At 46.2% G+C, this 18,470-nt stretch carries 21 protein-coding genes; 8 read left to right on the top strand and 13 right to left on the bottom strand.

Going from position 1 to position 18,470, the window contains the following annotated elements:
• From proS to B3182_RS06605, 3 genes are all read right to left on the bottom strand, one after another.
• Nucleotides 1-910: proline--tRNA ligase (gene proS, locus B3182_RS06615; RefSeq protein WP_292752060.1), on the bottom strand; the 910-nt coding region annotated here is incomplete at its 3' end.
• Between the two features lie 71 nt (nt 911-981).
• The gene (locus tag B3182_RS06610; protein ID WP_292357647.1) at nt 982-1,317 is read right to left on the bottom strand and encodes a phenylpyruvate tautomerase MIF-related protein; all 336 of its coding nucleotides are present in this window, start codon (nt 1,315-1,317) and stop codon (nt 982-984) included.
• Nucleotides 1,318-1,319: 2 nt separating this feature from the next.
• Nucleotides 1,320-1,778: a DUF4124 domain-containing protein gene (locus B3182_RS06605; protein WP_292357645.1), complete on the bottom strand. Its 459-nt coding sequence runs from the start codon at nt 1,776-1,778 to the stop codon at nt 1,320-1,322.
• 54 nt (nt 1,779-1,832) lie between these two features.
• Here B3182_RS06605 and B3182_RS06600 point away from each other — a divergent pair, with 54 nt between their 5' ends.
• Nucleotides 1,833-2,645, top strand: a complete 813-nt coding sequence (locus B3182_RS06600; protein WP_292357643.1) for an RluA family pseudouridine synthase — start codon at nt 1,833-1,835, stop codon at nt 2,643-2,645.
• A 67-nt stretch (nt 2,646-2,712) separates the two neighbouring features.
• Complete coding sequence (locus B3182_RS06595) at nt 2,713-2,913, top strand: hypothetical protein (RefSeq protein ID WP_292357641.1); 201 nt, start codon at nt 2,713-2,715, stop codon at nt 2,911-2,913.
• Here the strand turns inward: B3182_RS06595 and B3182_RS06590 are convergent.
• Nucleotides 2,910-4,229 carry an MATE family efflux transporter gene (locus B3182_RS06590; protein WP_292752057.1) on the bottom strand — a complete coding sequence of 440 codons (1,320 nt, stop codon included), beginning with the start codon at nt 4,227-4,229 and terminating at the stop codon, nt 2,910-2,912. The two genes, B3182_RS06595 and B3182_RS06590, sit on opposite strands and share 4 nt — an antisense overlap.
• A 121-nt stretch (nt 4,230-4,350) precedes the next feature.
• Here B3182_RS06590 and B3182_RS06585 point away from each other — a divergent pair, with 121 nt between their 5' ends.
• The 6 genes from B3182_RS06585 (at nt 4,351) to clpA (ending at nt 9,748) form a co-directional block, all read left to right on the top strand.
• Complete coding sequence (locus tag B3182_RS06585; RefSeq protein WP_292357637.1) at nt 4,351-5,145, top strand: sulfite exporter TauE/SafE family protein; 795 nt, start codon at nt 4,351-4,353, stop codon at nt 5,143-5,145.
• A gap of 151 nt (nt 5,146-5,296) precedes the next feature.
• Nucleotides 5,297-5,824 (top strand): inorganic diphosphatase, encoded by a 528-nt coding sequence (ppa, locus tag B3182_RS06580; protein WP_292357635.1) that lies wholly within the window; start codon nt 5,297-5,299, stop codon nt 5,822-5,824.
• A gap of 91 nt (nt 5,825-5,915) precedes the next feature.
• Nucleotides 5,916-6,746 carry a phosphoserine phosphatase SerB gene (serB, locus tag B3182_RS06575; protein WP_292357633.1) on the top strand — a complete coding sequence of 277 codons (831 nt, stop codon included), beginning with the start codon at nt 5,916-5,918 and terminating at the stop codon, nt 6,744-6,746.
• A gap of 73 nt (nt 6,747-6,819) precedes the next feature.
• On the top strand, nt 6,820-7,131 hold the full coding sequence (gene grxD, locus B3182_RS06570; protein ID WP_014707423.1) for a Grx4 family monothiol glutaredoxin: 312 nt from the start codon (nt 6,820-6,822) through the stop codon (nt 7,129-7,131).
• Between the two features lie 8 nt (nt 7,132-7,139).
• Nucleotides 7,140-7,466: an ATP-dependent Clp protease adapter ClpS gene (gene clpS, locus B3182_RS06565; protein WP_292357631.1), complete on the top strand. Its 327-nt coding sequence runs from the start codon at nt 7,140-7,142 to the stop codon at nt 7,464-7,466.
• A 32-nt stretch (nt 7,467-7,498) separates the two neighbouring features.
• Complete coding sequence (gene clpA / locus B3182_RS06560) at nt 7,499-9,748, top strand: ATP-dependent Clp protease ATP-binding subunit ClpA (protein WP_292357629.1); 2,250 nt, start codon at nt 7,499-7,501, stop codon at nt 9,746-9,748.
• A gap of 366 nt (nt 9,749-10,114) precedes the next feature.
• On the opposite strand, the gene cobO is transcribed toward clpA, so the two are convergent.
• Genes cobO through B3182_RS06515 form a run of 9 tightly spaced genes read right to left on the bottom strand, consistent with a single transcriptional unit; the run spans nt 10,115 to nt 18,324 of the window.
• Entirely contained in the window at nt 10,115-10,723 is a 609-nt protein-coding gene (gene cobO, locus B3182_RS06555) for a cob(I)yrinic acid a,c-diamide adenosyltransferase (protein ID WP_292357627.1), read from the bottom strand.
• Between the two features lie 7 nt (nt 10,724-10,730).
• Nucleotides 10,731-11,453, bottom strand: coding sequence for an adenosylcobinamide-GDP ribazoletransferase (locus B3182_RS06550; RefSeq protein ID WP_292357625.1), 723 nt, complete (start codon nt 11,451-11,453; stop codon nt 10,731-10,733).
• Nucleotides 11,453-12,511, bottom strand: a complete 1,059-nt coding sequence (gene cobT / locus B3182_RS06545) for a nicotinate-nucleotide--dimethylbenzimidazole phosphoribosyltransferase (protein ID WP_292357623.1) — start codon at nt 12,509-12,511, stop codon at nt 11,453-11,455. Before cobT ends, B3182_RS06550 begins: the two co-directional genes overlap by 1 nt.
• Entirely contained in the window at nt 12,512-13,030 is a 519-nt protein-coding gene (gene cobU / locus B3182_RS06540; protein WP_292357621.1) for a bifunctional adenosylcobinamide kinase/adenosylcobinamide-phosphate guanylyltransferase, read from the bottom strand.
• Nucleotides 13,023-14,489 carry a cobyric acid synthase gene (locus tag B3182_RS06535; protein ID WP_292357619.1) on the bottom strand — a complete coding sequence of 489 codons (1,467 nt, stop codon included), beginning with the start codon at nt 14,487-14,489 and terminating at the stop codon, nt 13,023-13,025. The genes cobU and B3182_RS06535 overlap by 8 nt, the downstream gene beginning before the upstream one ends.
• Nucleotides 14,486-15,475 (bottom strand): threonine-phosphate decarboxylase CobD, encoded by a 990-nt coding sequence (gene cobD / locus B3182_RS06530; RefSeq protein WP_292357617.1) that lies wholly within the window; start codon nt 15,473-15,475, stop codon nt 14,486-14,488. Before cobD ends, B3182_RS06535 begins: the two co-directional genes overlap by 4 nt.
• Entirely contained in the window at nt 15,468-16,376 is a 909-nt protein-coding gene (gene cbiB, locus B3182_RS06525; protein WP_292357615.1) for an adenosylcobinamide-phosphate synthase CbiB, read from the bottom strand. The genes cobD and cbiB overlap by 8 nt, the downstream gene beginning before the upstream one ends.
• A complete protein-coding gene (gene bluB / locus B3182_RS06520) occupies nt 16,373-17,035 on the bottom strand; it encodes a 5,6-dimethylbenzimidazole synthase (RefSeq protein ID WP_292357613.1) in 663 nt (220 codons plus the stop codon). The genes cbiB and bluB overlap by 4 nt, the downstream gene beginning before the upstream one ends.
• Nucleotides 17,032-18,324: a cobyrinate a,c-diamide synthase gene (locus B3182_RS06515; protein ID WP_292357611.1), complete on the bottom strand. Its 1,293-nt coding sequence runs from the start codon at nt 18,322-18,324 to the stop codon at nt 17,032-17,034. Before B3182_RS06515 ends, bluB begins: the two co-directional genes overlap by 4 nt.
• Between the last annotated feature and the right edge of the window lie 146 nt (nt 18,325-18,470).

The following is an 18,470-nucleotide window of genomic DNA, read 5'->3' as shown; positions in this document are numbered from 1 at the left end:
TGTTGAGTTCATGATCGCCACGCAGTACCAAAGCGACAACGCTGTTTTTCTCAGCGCCTTCTACCAGCAATGTTTTCAGACATTGCGAAGCAGTTACTTTTAAAAAGTTGCTGACATCCTCAATGGTATGTTTGTGGGGAGTTTCAACGGTTTGCATGGCGGCAGATGCTGCAGGACGCTCACCTGCTGGTTTGACTGCTTCAGCCAATTCAACATTGGCAGCGTAATCACTGCTATTGCTAAAGGCAATCGCATCTTCACCTGAACTGGCCAGTACATGGAATTCATGTGAGGCATTACCGCCGATACTGCCGGTATCTGCCAGTACTGCACGGAAATTCAATCCGATACGCTGGAAAATGCGTGTGTAAGTTGCATACATTTCATCATAGGTTTGCTGCAAAGATGCTTGATCCACATGGAAGGAATACGCATCTTTCATTAGAAACTCACGAGCTCGCATCAAACCAAAACGTGGACGGATTTCATCACGGAATTTGGTTTGAATCTGATAAAAATTAACCGGTAATTGTTTGTAACTGCGAATTTCCTGACGCACCAGATCAGTAATGACCTCTTCGTGAGTTGGGCCATAACAGAATTCACGTTGATGACGATCAGTTATACGCAATAGTTCAGGACCATACTTTTCCCAGCGCTGGCTTTCCTGCCACAATTCAGCTGGTTGCACGGAAGGCATTAATACCTCCTGGGCTCCGGCTTTATTCATTTCCTCACGCACAATTGCTTCGGTTTTACGCAGTACCCGCAAACCCATCGGCATCCAGGTATACAGACCGGATGCCAGACGGCGGATAAGGCCTGCCCGCAACATTAACTGATGGCTGACGATTTCAGCGTCTGCAGGTGTTTCTTTTAAAGTGGAAATGAGAAGCTTCGAAGTACGCATGGAAAAGGTGATTCCTGATTATTGGATTAAAAAACTGCGCTGACACACCGTATCAGCGCAGTTGAATTTTGTTAGAAAGTACTGTGATCCCAGCCCCAGTTTTGTCGTTCGGAGTCGGTCATACTGATGTAAACACGGCTGCCACTGACGCCAATCTGCTCCTCAATCATCGAACATAAAGCATCAGATAACGCTTTGCGGTCGCTGGGCAGGCCAAGCGAACGATAATCCAGAATAGCGGTAGGCTCAGTACTGCCGCCAAAAGACATTGCAGTTTTGGATTCAACAGCCACCATCACATAACTTTCCGGTTTACCAGAAGCCTGCGCTACGGTTTTACTGGCAACTTTAAGTAAGGCTGTTTCATCAGTAATAGGCTGATTGGTCACAATATTTAAATAAGGCATGGTTACTTCTCCTGTTTACAGAATTGGTTAACTTGCTGTTTAAGTGTGCTAATTTTCTGTTGTCTTTCTTCTTCAGTGGGGCGGGTCACATTGCCTTCTGAGTCCATCACGCGCCGACCGGGATTGTCCTGGTACTGCTGTAAATTATATTTGGCAATTCGACAGTTTTCCGCTAAAGCTTCAGCAGCCTGTTCTTCCTGTTGTTGATTTTGTTGTTGCTCCTCACGGGCTTCATCGCTTGCTTTCTGTTGTTCAATCAGCAACTCGATTTCTTTTTTTGCCGCTTCCGGATTCATCGACGGTGGAGGGGGGGTATCCATTTTTTCATAGGGTTTATCGACAGGCGGGGTTTGTGAGTAGATAACTTCACCATCATCATCAACCCACTTGTAAGCATCCGCCTGAACCGTCATGGCAAGGACTAAAGCAAGACAGCAACAGCTTAATTGCGGTATAAACATCACGGATACCTATAAAATAAATCATTATTCTACGCCAAAGCGCTATTTCATAAAATGTCTGATAATACTGTTCGTTTTGAATTAAAAATTCCGGTGGAAAAAGGCTCCGTAAATGCCATCGATCTGTTAGCTGACCACTGTGAACTTTCCCGTCAGCAAATCAAGCAGGCGATGAGTAAGGGAGCTGTCTGGTTGCAAAAAGGTAAACGCACCCAACGTTTGCGTCGAGCGACAAAAAACTTGAATTCTGGCGAGCTGTTACAGCTTTATTACGATAAGCGTTTATTGGATCAAACCCCTGTACCCCCAAAGTTATTACATGATTTTGGGGCTTACAGTGTCTGGTTTAAACCCGCCGGTATGTTGGCACAAGGCACCGAGTGGGGCGATCATTGCAGTTTACTGCGAGTATCCGAGCTGGCCTTTGCTAAACCGAGACAGAGTTTTCTGGTGCAACGGCTGGATCGGGAAGCTTTTGGATTGATGATTATTGCCCATCAGCAAAAAGCGGCAGCTCAGTTATCTACGTTGTTTCAACAACGAAAGATTGAAAAGCACTATGAGATCGAGGTGGATGGTGACGTTGAATGGCAAAAACTGACCGTTAATTCCCCTTTGGATGGCAAGCATGCTGTCAGCCATTTTGCTAAATGTACTTATGATGCTGATAAAAACCGAACAGTGTTAACTGTCTCAATTGAAACGGGACGTATGCACCAAATTCGCCGTCATTGCGCATCGATTGGCCATCCGGTCTCTGGTGATAGCCGTTACGGGAAAAAGACTGCAGATGGTTTGCAGTTGAAAGCCAGCCGTTTAGTTTTTGATTGCCCTATTACCCATAAAAAACAAATATTTAGCTGCTGAATACGTTGACATTAGTTTTTTTACGGCGTAATGATCTGCTATCAAAATTCTATGGAAGGGGCCTTTCATGAGTCGGACTGAGCAACAATATGTTTTAGATCCTGAATATGGTCAGTTTTATGGTGATGATGATCGCCGCCGATATCAACGACGTCAGCTGCAAACGCGACGGGAACAGATCCGTTTTGATTTGAGTCATGTGTTACGTCGTTCGGGACGTGATCGCCGATTAGTACCCGGAAATCAACAGACCAGAAAAAATCATTAATTCGGATCCGCCAGACGCATGATCCCGCCTATGTAGAGACTTTGGGAAAGGCCTCTTGCTGCCAGGAAAATGAGCAAGGCAGCCCATAATCCGTGATTGCCAAATGGCTGTAGTAGGTAAAATGCTGGCAGATAGCAACAGAATGCTGAAAACAACATGGTGTTTCGCATTTCCCGGCTGCGTGTTGCTCCAACAAAAAGTCCATCCAGCAAATATGACCATACCGCAATCAGCGGCGAAATAATCACCCAGATAAGATGCATACCAGCATAGTCAATCACCGCCTCTATACCGGTTAATAATCGAATAATCCATTCCCCAAACAACAGATATGTCAGCGAAAACAAAGCTGCCATTAATACTGACCAGAATGCAGTCAAGCTAAGTGCTTTTCTTAACATGGAGGGGGATTTACGCCCTATGGCCTTGCCGGTTAATGCCTCGGTTGCATTGGCAAATCCATCCAGTACAAATGCCATCAGAGTAATAAAGTTCAACAGCACACTATTGGCAGCCAATACTGTATCGCCTTGTCGGGCGCCCTGGGTGGTAAACAGAGCAAAGCAGGAGATGAGCAAAAAGGTTCTGATCATCACATTGCCATGAACAGTTAAGCCATGCCGGCTTTGTTGCAGCACTTTCTTACTGAGTGATAAATGAATACCGCTTTTATTTAGCCCGTAATGATTGAGTAATACCAGTCCCACTATCAAACCGGTGTATTCAGCGATAACAGATGCCAGCGCAACGCCATCAACATCCATTCCCAGGCCCATGACAAATAAGCCATCCAGTAAAATATTTGTAATATTGATTACCAGCACCATCAGCAAAGCTGCTTTTGACGCTTCACGACCAATCAGCCAGCCCAGTATGGCGTAATTTATAAGTGTCGCTGGTGCGCTCCAGATCCTGATATCAAAGTAGATGGCGGCAAATTGTTCGACGTCACCACTACTGTCTACCAGATGCAAAGCCACATCACGTATCGGCATCTGTAGCAGCAATAATATCAAGGCAATTACCAATGCCAACCAGATGGATTGCATTAATACAGCCTGCATTTTTGCGGTACTATTTTCACCATAAGCTTGTGATGTCAGGCCAGTGGTGGCCATTCTGAGAAAGCCAAACCCCCAGAAGACAAAGGTAAAAATCATGCTGCCGATCGCTACGGCGCCGAGATAATGCGCTGCACTGAGATGGCCAACCATCGCTGTATCGACCATTCCCAGCAGTGGGGTAGAGATGTTGGCGATAATCATCGGTCCGGCGATTCGCCAGACCTGACGGTGCGTTACTATGTGTTCTGTCAAATTAACTATCCATCAATATAAGCCCGTCATGTCTCGGGTACCCTGGATTCAAAAGTCGATACAGCTTGGAAAACAATGATCTTAACGAATAGAAACAGCATACCCTATGGATGTGAAGCTTATGTGGATTGAATGGTTAAGTTATGCCGCAGCCGGAATAGTGGCCGGTACGCTTGCCGGGCTGTTTGGTATCGGCGGGGGACTGGTCATTGTACCGGTGTTGGTATGGCTTTTCAGCAAACAAGGGCTGCCGGATCAATATCTGATTCATATGGCGGTTGCCACTTCACTGATGACCATTGTTGTAACATCAATTTCTTCTATCTTTGCGCATTGGCGACTGGGAAATATTTCGATGCTGGCGGTCACCCGTTTGGTTCCAGCATTACTTTTTGGGAGTTTTGGTGGAGCTCTGCTGGCCAGTTTAATCAGCGGTGATATGCTGCAGATATTTTTTGCTACCTTTGCTTTGTTAATGGCATTGCGGATTTGGCTACCTAATGCCAGTACAACGTCTCCTGCATTGTTAAACCGATTGCCTTCGAGTTTGTATGGTTTGTTTAGTGGTGCACTTTCGGCGCTAGTCGGTATCGGTGGAGGAACATTGATTGTCCCTTATCTGCTGATGGCTCGTCTTAACATTCAACAGGCGATTGGATCTGCTGCATGCTGTGGTTTGCCAATTGCCATTGCAGGAGTGATTGGCTTCATTGTGTTTGCTCCAAGTGAAATAAATCAGCAATCTGCCTGGCAAACAGGTTTCGTACATTGGCAGGCATTTCTCGGCATTATCCTGACCAGTGTGATTTTTGCCCAGTTTGGTGCCAGACTGGCAAAGCGGTTACCTGCACATTGGTTGCGCCGTCTGTTTTCGCTGTTACTGATTTGTGTCGCCGCCTATTTTTTCAGTCGATAACGTCTGGGCTTGTTGATCGTTCATCTCACAACAGAGGCGGAGATGAAAGATCAATAAAGCCCTAAAGAGATGTCGGCTTTGATGCTTGGACAGTTTCTTTTATAATTGGCGGGTTTCTTTTACCCCTATTTTTTATTGGAGCAATCGCTTTATGAATCTTGACCGAGTCGGCCCAGGCAGCAATCTGCCTGAAGATATCAACGTTATTATCGAAATTCCTGCAAATGCCAATCCGGTTAAATATGAAGTTGATAAAGCGACTGGCGCGCTGTTTGTTGATCGTTTTATGAATACCGCTATGTTCTATCCGGCAAATTATGGTTACGTGCCGAATACGTTGTCTGATGATGGTGACCCGGTAGATGTATTGGTGGTGACGCCATTTCCATTAATTAACGGATGCGTGGTGGCATGCCGTCCAGTCGGTATGCTGAAAATGACAGACGAAAAGGGCGAAGATGCCAAAGTCGTTGCGGTCCCTCATGACAAAATGTATGACCATGTTAAAGATATCAATGACGTGCCGGAATTTTTGCTCAATCAGATCGCACATTTCTTTGAACATTACAAAGATTTGGAAAAGAACAAATGGGTTAAAATCGAAGGCTGGGCAGGAATTGATGCGGCCAAACAGGAAATTGTGGACAGCGTTTCACGTTACCAAAATGAAGCGAAATAATTATCATTGAATTGATAACTAAATCTGTTTTTGCACACGGCGAACTGATGTATGTCAGTTCGCCGTTTGTCATTTTAAGACTGGAAACATCATGACACAGATAATTGTTCAGGGACCTCAACTCACTCGGGAACTGGCCGATGAAATTGCCGAAAAACTAACGGGGCAATGCCAATGGCGAGACAGTTTTGCATTGATTGAAAATACCCAGCATGCAGATTTGTCGATGTTACGACAACAGTATGCTGTCGATATTAATGTCCTTCCTGCTGAGTTTGAAACAGATAATTGCCGTTTGATAGTTATGGACATGGATTCGACCTTAATCACCATTGAATGTATCGATGAAATTGCGGACTTCATGGATCTTAAACCGCAGGTGGCAGCGATTACGGAGGCTGCAATGCGTGGTGAGATAGATTTTGAAACATCACTTAAACAACGGGTAGCGCTATTAAAAGGACTGCCCGTCGATATGCTGGATCGTGTTTATAACGAACGTCTTATGCTCAATCCTGGTGCAGAGTTGATGTTAAAAACGGTGCAGCAGGCTGGAATAAAAACCGCACTGGTTTCGGGCGGATTTACTTTTTTCACCGATAAACTGAAAAAGCGTCTCAATCTCGATTTTACCCAGGCCAATGTACTGGAACATGAAAAGGGTTATCTCACAGGTAAAGTAACCGGTGATATTTGCGGTGCTCAGGCCAAAGCCGATTTTTTAATTAAATGTTGCGCCGAACTGAATATTGAAAAACACCAGGCAGTGGCAATTGGTGATGGTGCAAATGATCTGTTGATGATGGCTGAAGCGGGTATGAGCGTGGCTTATCATGCCAAACCCAAAGTGCAGCAAGCTGCCGATACAGCTTTGAATCACTGTGGTCTTGATGGTGTGTTGGGACTATTGCAACGACCTTAATCAAAGGCGTAATCTTGAATTAACAGCAGGTGCCCCCATCTGCTACAACTAACCAAATAAAGAGGTAACAACAATGGATATTATGGAGCGTATTAAGCAGGCGATTGAATCAAACCCGGTAATTCTGTTTATGAAGGGTACGCCAGAGTTTCCACAATGTGGATTTTCCAGTCGCTCATCACAGGCGCTGACTGCCTGTGGCTCAGAATTTGCTTATGTGAATGTATTGGCTGATCCTGAAGTTCGCGAAAATCTTCACCGTTATGCTGACTGGCCAACCTTTCCTCAGCTGTATATCAATGGTGAATTAATTGGTGGATGTGACATTATTATGGAACTGTACGAAAACGGTGAGCTCAAACAGATGGTTGAAGCAGCGAGTTGATTTTTGCGATGGCAGATAAACATGATCAAGATTGGCAGACCGAGCATGATTTTGCGGTTGCGCCGTCTAAACCTGATTTAAAACAACCACCCAAATATCGGGTGATCATGATGAACGATGATTACACGCCGATGGACTTTGTGGTGGAGGTTTTGGAAACCTTGTTTGATATGGGGCGTGAACGTGCCACACGAACCATGTTACAAGTGCACACTGAAGGACAGGCTTTATGCGGTATCTTTACATTTGAGATCGCTGAGGCCAAAGTGGAACAAGTGAATAGTTATGCCCAAAGACATGGGCATCCTTTACAGTGCACCATGGAACAGGAATGAGATGGCTGCAACGACAATAGGCGGATAGCAATATGCTGAGTAAAGAACTTGAACACACGCTGAGTCAGGCATTCAATTATGCTCGACAAAGATCCCATGAATTTCTGACGGTTGAACATTTATTGTTAGCCTTACTGGAAAATGGACAAGCACTGGCGGTGCTCAAAGCCTGCGAGGTGGATATCAATGCCTTGCGTCAGGATCTGACCGATTTTCTTGCAGATAATCTGCCTACATTGGCCGAAGACAGCGATCGCGAAACTCAGCCAACGCTGGCTTTCCAACGCATTCTGCAACGTGCAGTGATGCATGTGCAATCTTCTGGTGGTGAAGAGGTAACCGGTGCGAACGTACTGGTTTCAATTTTCTCTGAACAGCAATCTCAAGCGGTTTATTTACTGCAGAAGCAAGATGTCAGTCGACTGGATGTGGTCAACGCTATCAGTCACGGCAGCATCGAAAATCTGGCAGAAGAAACCAAAAGCGAAAAGATTGAAGTTGAAGATGGGAATTCCGAAAGTAAAAGTCCATTGGCGTTATATGCCACTAATCTGAATGCCGAAGCCAAACTGGGTCGGATTGATCCATTAATCGGCCGTGCCAATGAGATTGAGCGGACATTGCAGGTGCTATGCCGTCGCCGTAAAAATAATCCTCTGTTTGTCGGTGAAGCCGGTGTTGGTAAAACTGCGCTGGCGGAAGGTCTTGCCAAACGTATTGTTGATGGTGATGTACCCGAAGTGCTGGAGCAGGCAGTGGTTTATTCATTGGATATGGGCGCTCTGGTTGCTGGTACCAAATACCGTGGTGATTTTGAAAAACGTCTGAAAGGATTGTTGCGCGAAATCAAACAACAGGATCATGCGATTCTGTTTATTGACGAAATCCATACCATGATTGGTGCGGGGAGTGCAGGAAACAGTGCGATGGATGCTGCCAATTTGCTTAAACCGTTATTGGCCAATGGCGAATTGAAATGTATCGGCTCAACAACCTATCAGGAATATCGCAGTATTTTTGAACATGATCGTGCTTTGGCACGGCGTTTTCAGAAAATTGATGTGCCTGAACCATCCGTTGCAGAAACCATTGAAATTTTAAAAGGTTTAAAGCCTGGCTTGGAATCACACCACAATGTGCGTTACTCCAATGCTGCAATTGAGCAGGCAGCAGAACTGGCCGCCCGTCATATCAACGACCGTTATCTGCCGGATAAAGCGATTGACGTATTGGATGAAGTTGGTGCTGCCCAACGTATTCTGCCAAAGTCAAAACGCAAAAAAATGATTGGAATCCAGGATGTCCAGCAGATCGTTGCCAAGATTGCTCGTATTCCTGCCAAGACAGTCAGTAATGCAGATAAAGATAATCTACGTAATCTTGAACCGAACCTTAAACACGTTATTTTCGGTCAGGACGATGCGATTTCTGCATTAAGCTCGGCAATTAAAATGGCACGTTCCGGTTTGGGACATCCCGAGAAACCCACTGGTGCTTTCCTGTTTGCAGGGCCAACCGGTGTAGGTAAAACAGAAGTTACTCGTCAGTTGGCGCATATCCTTGGGGTAGAACTGATCCGCTTTGATATGTCCGAGTATATGGAACCTCATACAGTTTCCCGTCTGATTGGTGCTCCTCCAGGTTATGTAGGGTTTGATCAAGGTGGGTTATTAACCGATGCAGTCATTAAACAACCACATGCTGTGTTGTTGTTGGATGAGATTGAAAAAGCTCATCCCGATGTCTTTAACCTGCTATTGCAAGTGATGGATCATGGGACTTTAACGGATAATAATGGCCGTAAAGCGGATTTCCGCCATATTGTATTAGTAATGACCAGTAATGCCGGTGCACAGGAAATGGGCCGCAGCTCGATTGGCTTTACCAAACAAGAGCATCATATGGATGGTACGGAAGCATTGAAACGTGCATTCTCACCTGAATTCCGTAATCGTCTGGACGGTATTATTCAATTCCAGCCGCTTACTAAAGAAGCGATTCTACGTGTTGCTGATAAAGCGGTGCTTGAATTGGAAATGCTATTGCAGGATAAAAACGTGACCATCGAAATTGATAATGATGCGCGTGAATGGTTGGCAGAGCATGGTTACGATGTACAAATGGGTGCCAGGCCAATGGCGCGACTGGTACAGGAAAAAATCAAGCGTCCGTTGGCCGATGAATTGTTATTTGGCAAACTCAGCGATGGTGGCCATGTAAGAGTTATCCTGAAAAATGATGAACTGTTTCTGGATATCGTCAAAGAAACAGAATCTGTGTAACCCTAAACGACAAACCCGGTAGTTATTAACTTAACTACCGGGTTTTTTTATGTCTGTTATATTCCAGAATCCCAGCTTATCGGGACTTATATAACGGTAAGTTATTCACCTGTTTCACAAAATCTTCACATCTTTATATAACAGATGTCGCTAACTCACTGATTATCATAGAGGTGATCCTAAGTTGTTGAATGTAAACATATATTTTAGTTTGAGCATTTTTTGACCATTTTGTGCAGAGTGCTTAAATATGAACAGCTTAGAGACTAACTCCAAAGTTAAACACAGACTTATCCACAGAAAATGTGAGTAACTTTACCGTTTGATGACACAGCAAAAAACAAGCCAAAAACCTCAAAAAAATCTTTAGAGCTCAATGCCTTTTTGAGCACGGATACCATCACGAAATGCATGTTTGACATCCTCAATCCGGCTGACGGTATCAGCCGCTTCAATGATGCTGTCCGGTGCTCCGCGGCCAGTAATAATCACGTGTTGCATTGCCGGGCGGGCAGCTAAATCAGCTATTACTTTATCTGCATCGAGATATTTCATTTTTAAGACAATATTCAGTTCATCCAGCAGAACCACGTTGATACTGTCATCCTGTAACATCGTTTTAACAATATCCCAGCCTGCTTCTGCGGAAGCTTTATCCTGTTCCAGGTTTTGCGTATCCCAGGTAAAACCATCGCCAACCACGTGATAACTCACCTGCTCAGGAAATCGACGATAAAAAGCTTCTTCGCCAGTACTCATCGCCCCCTTAATAAATTGCACGATACCGACTTTCATATCATGGCCCAATGCTCTGGCAATCATGCCAAAACCGGATGAACTTTTACCTTTGCCGTTGCCAGTTATGCACAGCAATAAACCTTTATCCTTAGTGGCTTTTTGGATCTTCTGATCAACCACTTCCTTGTGACGTTGCATGCGATCTTTATGGCGTTGGCTTTTCTCAGAATCAGTCATAATTTTCCTAAAATAAAACAAAAAATATTAATAATGCAGCTTCAAGCAGTTCCACCATTGCGCCCGCAGTATCACCGGTAAACCCGTTTAATCGACGCTCCATCAGGTAGCGTAGCAATAGAAAAACCAATAACCCAAACAACAGGGCAAACAGGCCGACACTGAATAAAGCCAATACACCGATGAGAAGCATCAACCGGCGTGTATGCACGCCAGATTGCTGTTGTTTGAGGATGCTGCCTAAACCGTGGGGCCGCACATAATCAGTGGTTAAAAACAATAATGGTAAAGCTGTGCGGGCCAGTATCACAGACCAGATTAATGCCCACCAGTTCTGTTCGGCGAGTAAAACTGTCAGCATGACAAACTTAATTAACAGCACTAATACGATTGTCACCACTGCAATAGGGCCAGCTGCTGGGTCTTTCATAATGCTTAGGGTTTTAGCTTTATCGCCAATGCCACCCAACCAGGCATCGGCACTGTCAGCCAATCCATCGATATGTAATGCCCCGGTGATGGTTACCCAGACCGCTAATACCAATATGGCGGAGAACATTGGTGACTGAGATGTCAGGTTCCAGCCCAGAAGGCTTAACACGATACCGATTAGTAAGCCGACAACTGGATAAAACAATAACGAGCGGCCAATATCCTGTGCAGTAAATTCACCCTGCAATCTGACCGGCAGAATAGTTAAAAACTGCAGGGCGATTAACAAAGCTCGCATTAGTTGATGGCTCCGGCGATGGCCGCTTCTTCAAACGTCGCCATTTGATTGTGCAGAGCGCAGGCCATTCTTAGTAACGGAATAGCAACGGCTGCGCCACTGGCTTCGCCTAACCTCATATTGAAGTTCACTAAAGGCTGAGCCTCAAGCGCCTGTAAAATCTTGCTATGCCCGGGTTCGGCGCTGTGATGACTGAATAAAAACCACTGCCGACTACCAGGACAGATTTGTTCAGCAGATAAAGCCGCCACGCTACTAATAAAGCCATCAATCACCACCGGCAGACCAGATTTGGCGCAGTGTAAATAACTGCCGACCATGGCAGCAATTTCAAAGCCGCCCAGGTAACGCAAAATGGCTAAGGGAGAATCCAGATGGTTTTTATGTAATAACAAGGATTCTTTAATGATAGTTGCTTTATGCGAGACGCCTTCAGCATTTAGTCCGGTGCCTGGACCGGCCAATTGACTGGCTGGTAGATTCAACATCGCACAGGCCATTGCACTGGCTGCTGTGGTGTTGCCAATTCCCATATCACCGGCGATATAAAGCTGGGCGCCGTTCTGCATGCAGCATTCGACATTATGTTGACCAATCAGCATGGCTTGTTGGCATTCGGCTTCAGTCATCGCAGCTTGCTGGTGAAAGTTGGCAGTACCATTAGCAATCCGCTGATCTTGCACACCTTTAATCTCTTCCAATTCACTGACCGTGCCAACATTGATCACGTCCAGCGAAGCATCCAAATGCTTCGCCAATACGCTAATAGCCGCGCCACCACTGGCGAAATTACGAATCATTGCGGCGGTAACGGATTGTGGATAGGCCGAAATATTTTCTACCATTACACCATGATCAGCTGCATAAACGGTGATATGCACATGATCGGCTTGGGGCGTTGTGCCTTGCAGTGCTGCCAGTTGCACTGCTAATTGTTCGAGTTGACCTAATGACCCTGCCGGTTTGGTCAACTGGCTTTGTCGCGTTAACGCTGCATCTGCAGCATTTTGGTCAATCGTTTTGGCAGGTAATGTTAACCATTGGGTGAAGTCGATCATTCAGTTTCCTTTCAAAGCATGCGGCAAACCGGCCACGGTGAGGATGACATTATCCATCAGCACAGCAAGTTGTTGATGCAGGCTGCCGGCTTCATCACAAAAGCGCCGGGTCAATTCGCCCATCGGCACAATGCCCATACTGGTTTCATTGCTGACCAAAATGATGTCAGCCTGTAGAGTTGGCAAGGTCTCAAGTAATAGTTGGATTTCGTTAGTTAATAAATTCTCATCATCGGTGAGCAGCAAATTGGTCAGCCATAAGGTCAGACAATCCACCAAAAGACATTTATCTGCATCGTCCTGTTGCTGCAATGCAGCGGCAAGATTTAGCGGTACTTCGATAGTAGTCCAATGAGCAGGGCGTTGCTGTTGATGCAATGCAATACGCTGCTGCATTTCACTGTCATCAGCACGAGCCGTCGCCACATAGCAGACGGCTAATTTACTGTTGATAGCGCGTTGTTCAGCCAGTCTGCTTTTACCGGATTTTACACCGCCAAGGATCAGGGTTTTAGCCATTTGCTGCCTTTAAAATAGTCAGTAGTGCTGTGGTATCCATATGCTGCTCAACCATCTCTGCCAGTCGTTCAATATCTGCTTCCCGCAAAGCATGATAATCCGAACTGCTTACGTTATTCAGTCCAGCCCATTGCAGCAAGGCATCACAGCTTGTTTGCTGTTCAAAAAGTCCATGCAGATACGTGCCGATAATCTGATTATCTTCGCTGATCGCTCCATCCGGGCCATGCGATAACTGTAGCAGCGGACGCAATAAAGCTTTGCCTTCGGTGACACCGGCATGAATTTCGTAGCCACTGATGGCAGCATTATTGAACAATAACTGTCCCTGATTTTGCCGTAATTGTTTCTCGGCATGCAGGGTAGTGTGCATATCCAATAAGCCTAGACCTGTTTTGCAAGTGCCAGGCGAACCTTCAACACCTGTTGGATCATCAATCTGCTGACCCAGCATTTGAAAACCACCACAAATCCCTAATAGTTTGCCACCGTACCGCAGATGTTTTTGAATCGCTGCAGGCCAGCCTTGCTGTTCCAGCCATTGCAGATCAGCGCTGACATGTTTGCTACCTGGCAGAATGATCAAATCGGCTGGCGGTATCGGTGAATCTGGGCCGATAAATTGTAAGTTTACGTTTGGGTGCAGCCGTAATGGATCTAGATCGGTATGGTTACTGATACGAGGCATAACCGGCACGATAACGTTCAGCACATTGTCGGCTTTTTCTACCTGCGTAATATTAATCGCATCCTCGGCCTCCAGATGCAGGCCATGGAGATAGGGCAGAACGCCTAGAACCGGCTTGCCAGTGCGTTGCTCCAACCAGTCCAGACCGGATTGTAATAAGCTGATATCACCGCGAAAGCGATTAATTACAAAGCCTTTAACACGCTGTTGCTCAGAAGCTGACAGAAGATCCAAAGTACCCACCAAGTGAGCAAATACACCGCCACGATCAATATCAGCAACCAGGATCACTGGACAGTCCACGGCTTCAGCGAAACCCATATTGGCAATATCCCGATCACGCAGATTGATTTCTGCCGGTGAACCGGCACCTTCCACCATTACGACATCATATTGTTTAAGCAGACGGGCATGCGATTCTAATACTGCAGTCATCGCGGTTTGTTTATAGTCGTGATAAAAGCGGGCATCCATGTTGGCAATGGCTTTGCCATGAATAATGACCTGAGCGCCGGTATCACTGTTGGGTTTTAGTAAAACCGGATTCATATCGATATGCGGCGGCAGTTTGCAGGCCTGGGCCTGAACGGCCTGAGCACGACCAATTTCACCACCATCTGCTGTAACAGCACTGTTCAACGCCATATTCTGCGGTTTAAAGGGTGCGACAGAGTAATCCTGTTTGACCAGCCAGCGGCATAACGCGGTTACCAGTGTGCTTTTACCAGCATCCGATGTTGTCCCCTGAACCATTAAAGTCTTAGCTGTCATGGTTGTTCGACCTTCTGTAATGCGGTTTCCAGACGTAGCCAGTCCTGTTCAGTAGCCGGTAAGCCAAACCTTAAGGCTGCCGGTCGATCGAATAATCGACAGAGAATACCTTGTTGGGCCAGTTGATGATGAATGCTGGCAGCATGAGCGGTTTTAACCCATTGAAATAAGGCGCAACCGCCGCTGGGTGCTAATTTATATTGACCGAGCAGCTCTGTCAGTCGTTGGGCATGTTGCGGTAAATACTGACGCGATTGCTGTTGCCAGTTTTTATCAGCTAATGCCTGCGAGGCAATCCATCTGGATGCTGTAGCAATCGGCCAGGGGCCAGATTTTTCGGCGATTTGCTTTAACAAATCAGGGTGTGTGATCACAAACCCGACTCTTACACCGGCCAGGCCAAAAAACTTTCCCAGCGAACGTAAAATGATTAATCCATGCTGGCAGGGGAATGGTGCCAGACTTTGCTCTGGTGTGATATCAAGAAATGCTTCATCGACGATCAACCAGCCATTACGCATTTGCAAACGTTGTTGCCAGTTTAATAAACGTTGTCTATCAAACGTTTCACCGCTGGGATTATTCGGGTGAATAACAATCACCACATCAAACATATCAATCTGTTGATCCAGCTCAAAACTTTCCAGCGCGACCACTTCATGACCGGCTACCTGCCAGCAATGACGATGTTCTTCGTATGCTGGTGAAAGGATAGCAACGTGACAAGCTGATCTTAATGTCGGTAAGATTTGTATGGCGGCCTGCGATCCGGCAACTGGCAGAATATGTTCACATTGATAATACGCTTTAGCCTGATCGATTAAATCATCTTCATTTTCAGGCAGTCTTGCCCAAATTTCTGCCGGGATCTGTTCTGGTACGGGCCAGCCGTTTGGATTTATACCAGTAGATAAATCCAGCCAATCCTCTCGAGCAATGCCATATTGTTTGGCATAAGCTTGAATTCTGCCGCCGTGATTAAGCATAAATGATCCCCGTAACAATCCCTATGACGGAAAGCCATAACAACACACTGTTAGACACTAATCTTAGAGCACGCACAATATCATTTGCTTCAGCAATATTTGACGTGCCGAGCATGGGGCGTTGGTGCCATTCACCGTGATAACAAGCAGCCCCACCGAGTTGAACATCCAAAGCGCCCGCACCACTGGCCATTACCGGACCGGCATTTGGACTGTCCCATAACGGTGCTTGCTGATGCCAGCAGCTCAATGCCTTTCGCGTATTGCCAAGCAGGGCATAACTTAAAGCGGTCAGTCGGGCGGGTACAAAATTTAATACATCATCCAACCGAGCTGCCGTTTTACCAAAATAGAAAAAGCGTGGAGTTCGATAGCCCCACATGGCATCCAGCGTATTGACCAGACGGTAGGCAACCGCTCCGGCTGCACCACCGATAACAAACCAGAAAAGCGTACCAAAAACGGCATCGTTACCATTTTCCAGCACGGATTCAATCGTCGCTTTATTCACATCAATATGATCTTTATCACGACTGACAATTCGGCTGGTCAATGTTCTGGCGTGTTTGATATCGCCTTGTTGCATGGCATGCAGAATAGGCCTGGCATGGTCAAATAGACTGCGATGACCCAGGCACAGCGTTAACAGCACCACGGAACATAAGGTGCCCCAGAACGGAATCTGGCTGATCAGGTAAGTAAGAACCGTTATTGGAACCACACAAATGACCAATGCCAGAATACCCAAAAAAAACTGAACAAACCGATGATGATGGGAGTGATTAAGACGTGCTTCGATTTTGTTCACCAAAGTGCCGAAGCCGACCAGAGGATGGAACCGTTTCGGTTCACCGACAAACCAGTCAATGATCAAAGCGCTGAGCATGATAATAAAGGTCATGACTTAGTATTGTTTTCCCAGCGGTTTTCAAAGATAAGTTCATCCAGAGGCTGACGTTGTCGCCAGTTTTCCTGCTCCAGCATGGGCTGTTGGTAAAAATCATCAACATGACCCAGACACAGAATCGCCACCGGGCAGGCCCCATTAGGAATCCCCAATAAATCGGCTAATTTTTGGGGATCAAATAAGGAGACCCAGCCCATGCCCAATCCTTCGGCACGGGCAGCCAGCCACATATTCTGAATGGCACATGAGACCGATGCCAGATCCATTTCCGGCAGGGTGCGGCGACCAAAAATATGCGACTCACGTTTATCCATCAACGAGACAACCAACACTTCAGCGCAATCCTTGATGCCTTCAACTTTCAGCTGCAGAAATTCTGTTTCACGCTCACCCAACGCCTTGGCAGTCAGCACTCTTTCATTTTCAACGATTTGATGAATAGCATTGCGGATGCCGGTATCGGTAATCCGAATCATCCGCCAAGGTTGCATCAGTCCTACGCTGGGAGCCTGCCAGGCTGCTTGAAATAATCGCTGCAGAATATCCTGGTCAATGGGATCAGCAATAAAATGCCGCATATCACGACGCTCACCAATAGCGCGATATACAGCCTCACGATCCTGGTGATTAAAGCGGTATTTATCCTGACTCATGGGGTAAACCAGCGGGCAATGAGTTCAGGGGCTGACGGAAAATAAAAGTGGATATAGCTGGCGGTCAGGCGTTGTTGCTGAAACACGGCTTCACTGACTTTATTGCCGTTTGGGCATTCAGCATAGAGGATAGCTATGGGTTGATTTTCCAACAAGGAATGGTGGTAGGTATGACCACGTAAAGTGTAATTATCATGAGTAACTTGTTGCAATGCCAAGGCTGTCAGTCTGGCTTGTAATTTGGCATCAGCGGCCAGCACGCCACACATTTCAGCTTGTTGGCCATGCTTATCGGTTAATGTGCGGCACAAATACAGCATGCCACCACATTCAGCCACAACTGGTTTATTGGCATTAATGTATTCACATATCGCCTGACGCATCGACATATTTTGGCTGAGTGTTTCCAGATGCAGTTCAGGATAGCCACCAGGGAGATAAAGGCTATCTACCTCAGGAAGCGTTGTATCCGTTAACGGGGAAAAAAATATCAGCTCAGCACCCATAGCGGTTAAACAATCCAGATTTGCCTGATAAACAAAGGCAAACGCTGCATCCTTAGCCACCCCGATGCGAAGATCTTTTAATAATGCGGGTAAAGCTTCAAAAGGCTGATTGTTGATTTTGATTTGCGGTAAAACAAATTCGGGATTCAGCTGCAGGCTATCTGCCAGTCGGTCCAGACGCTCAGTCAAATCCGTGAGTTCATCAGCCTGAACCAAACCCAGATAACGGCTGGGCAGACTTTCAATTTGACGAGGCATATTAGCAAGACAAGGTAAATCGTTAGGTAAAGCGGACGTCAGCATTTCAGCATGTCTGGCACTGCCCACACGATTGGCCAGAACACCAGCCAACGTCACATCCTGACGAAAGTTGGCTAAGCCGAATGCTAAAGCGGCAAATGTTTGTGCCATGGCACTGGCATCAATGACCGCTAACACCGGGATTCCTATAATGGCAGCTAAATCAGCTGTGGAAGGCGTACCATCAAACAAACCCATCACGCCTTCAATCAGAATGATATCTGCCTGTTTGGCGGCGTCGGCAATCAATTGTCTGGAGTGAGTTTCACCGACCATCCATAAATCAACTTGATAAACCGGATGGCCGGAGGCAAATGACAGGATCATTGGGTCCAGAAAGTCTGGACCCACTTTGAAAATTCGGACCTGTTTACCCTGACGTCGATAATGCCACGCCAAGGTCGCGGTAACGGTTGTTTTACCTTGACCTGAGGCGGGGGCAGCAATAATCAGCGCAGCGCAGGTTTGCGGCTGCTGTGACATTAACGTAGCTGATTACTGCGCTGGCTCAAATTCGCAAAACGGAAGCTGATATGAATCACCGCGGCAGCAGCAATATAAAAGCTTAATTTACTCAGGTTGCCAGGATAGGACTGGACAAACCGGGTCAGATACTCAGCCATGGTTGG

This window comes from Methylophaga sp. UBA4204 (assembly GCF_002379485.1).
GTDB lineage: Bacteria > Pseudomonadota > Gammaproteobacteria > Nitrosococcales > Methylophagaceae > Methylophaga.
Note: the sequence above shows the minus strand (reverse complement) of the source record. Positions and strands in the feature narration are given on the sequence as shown.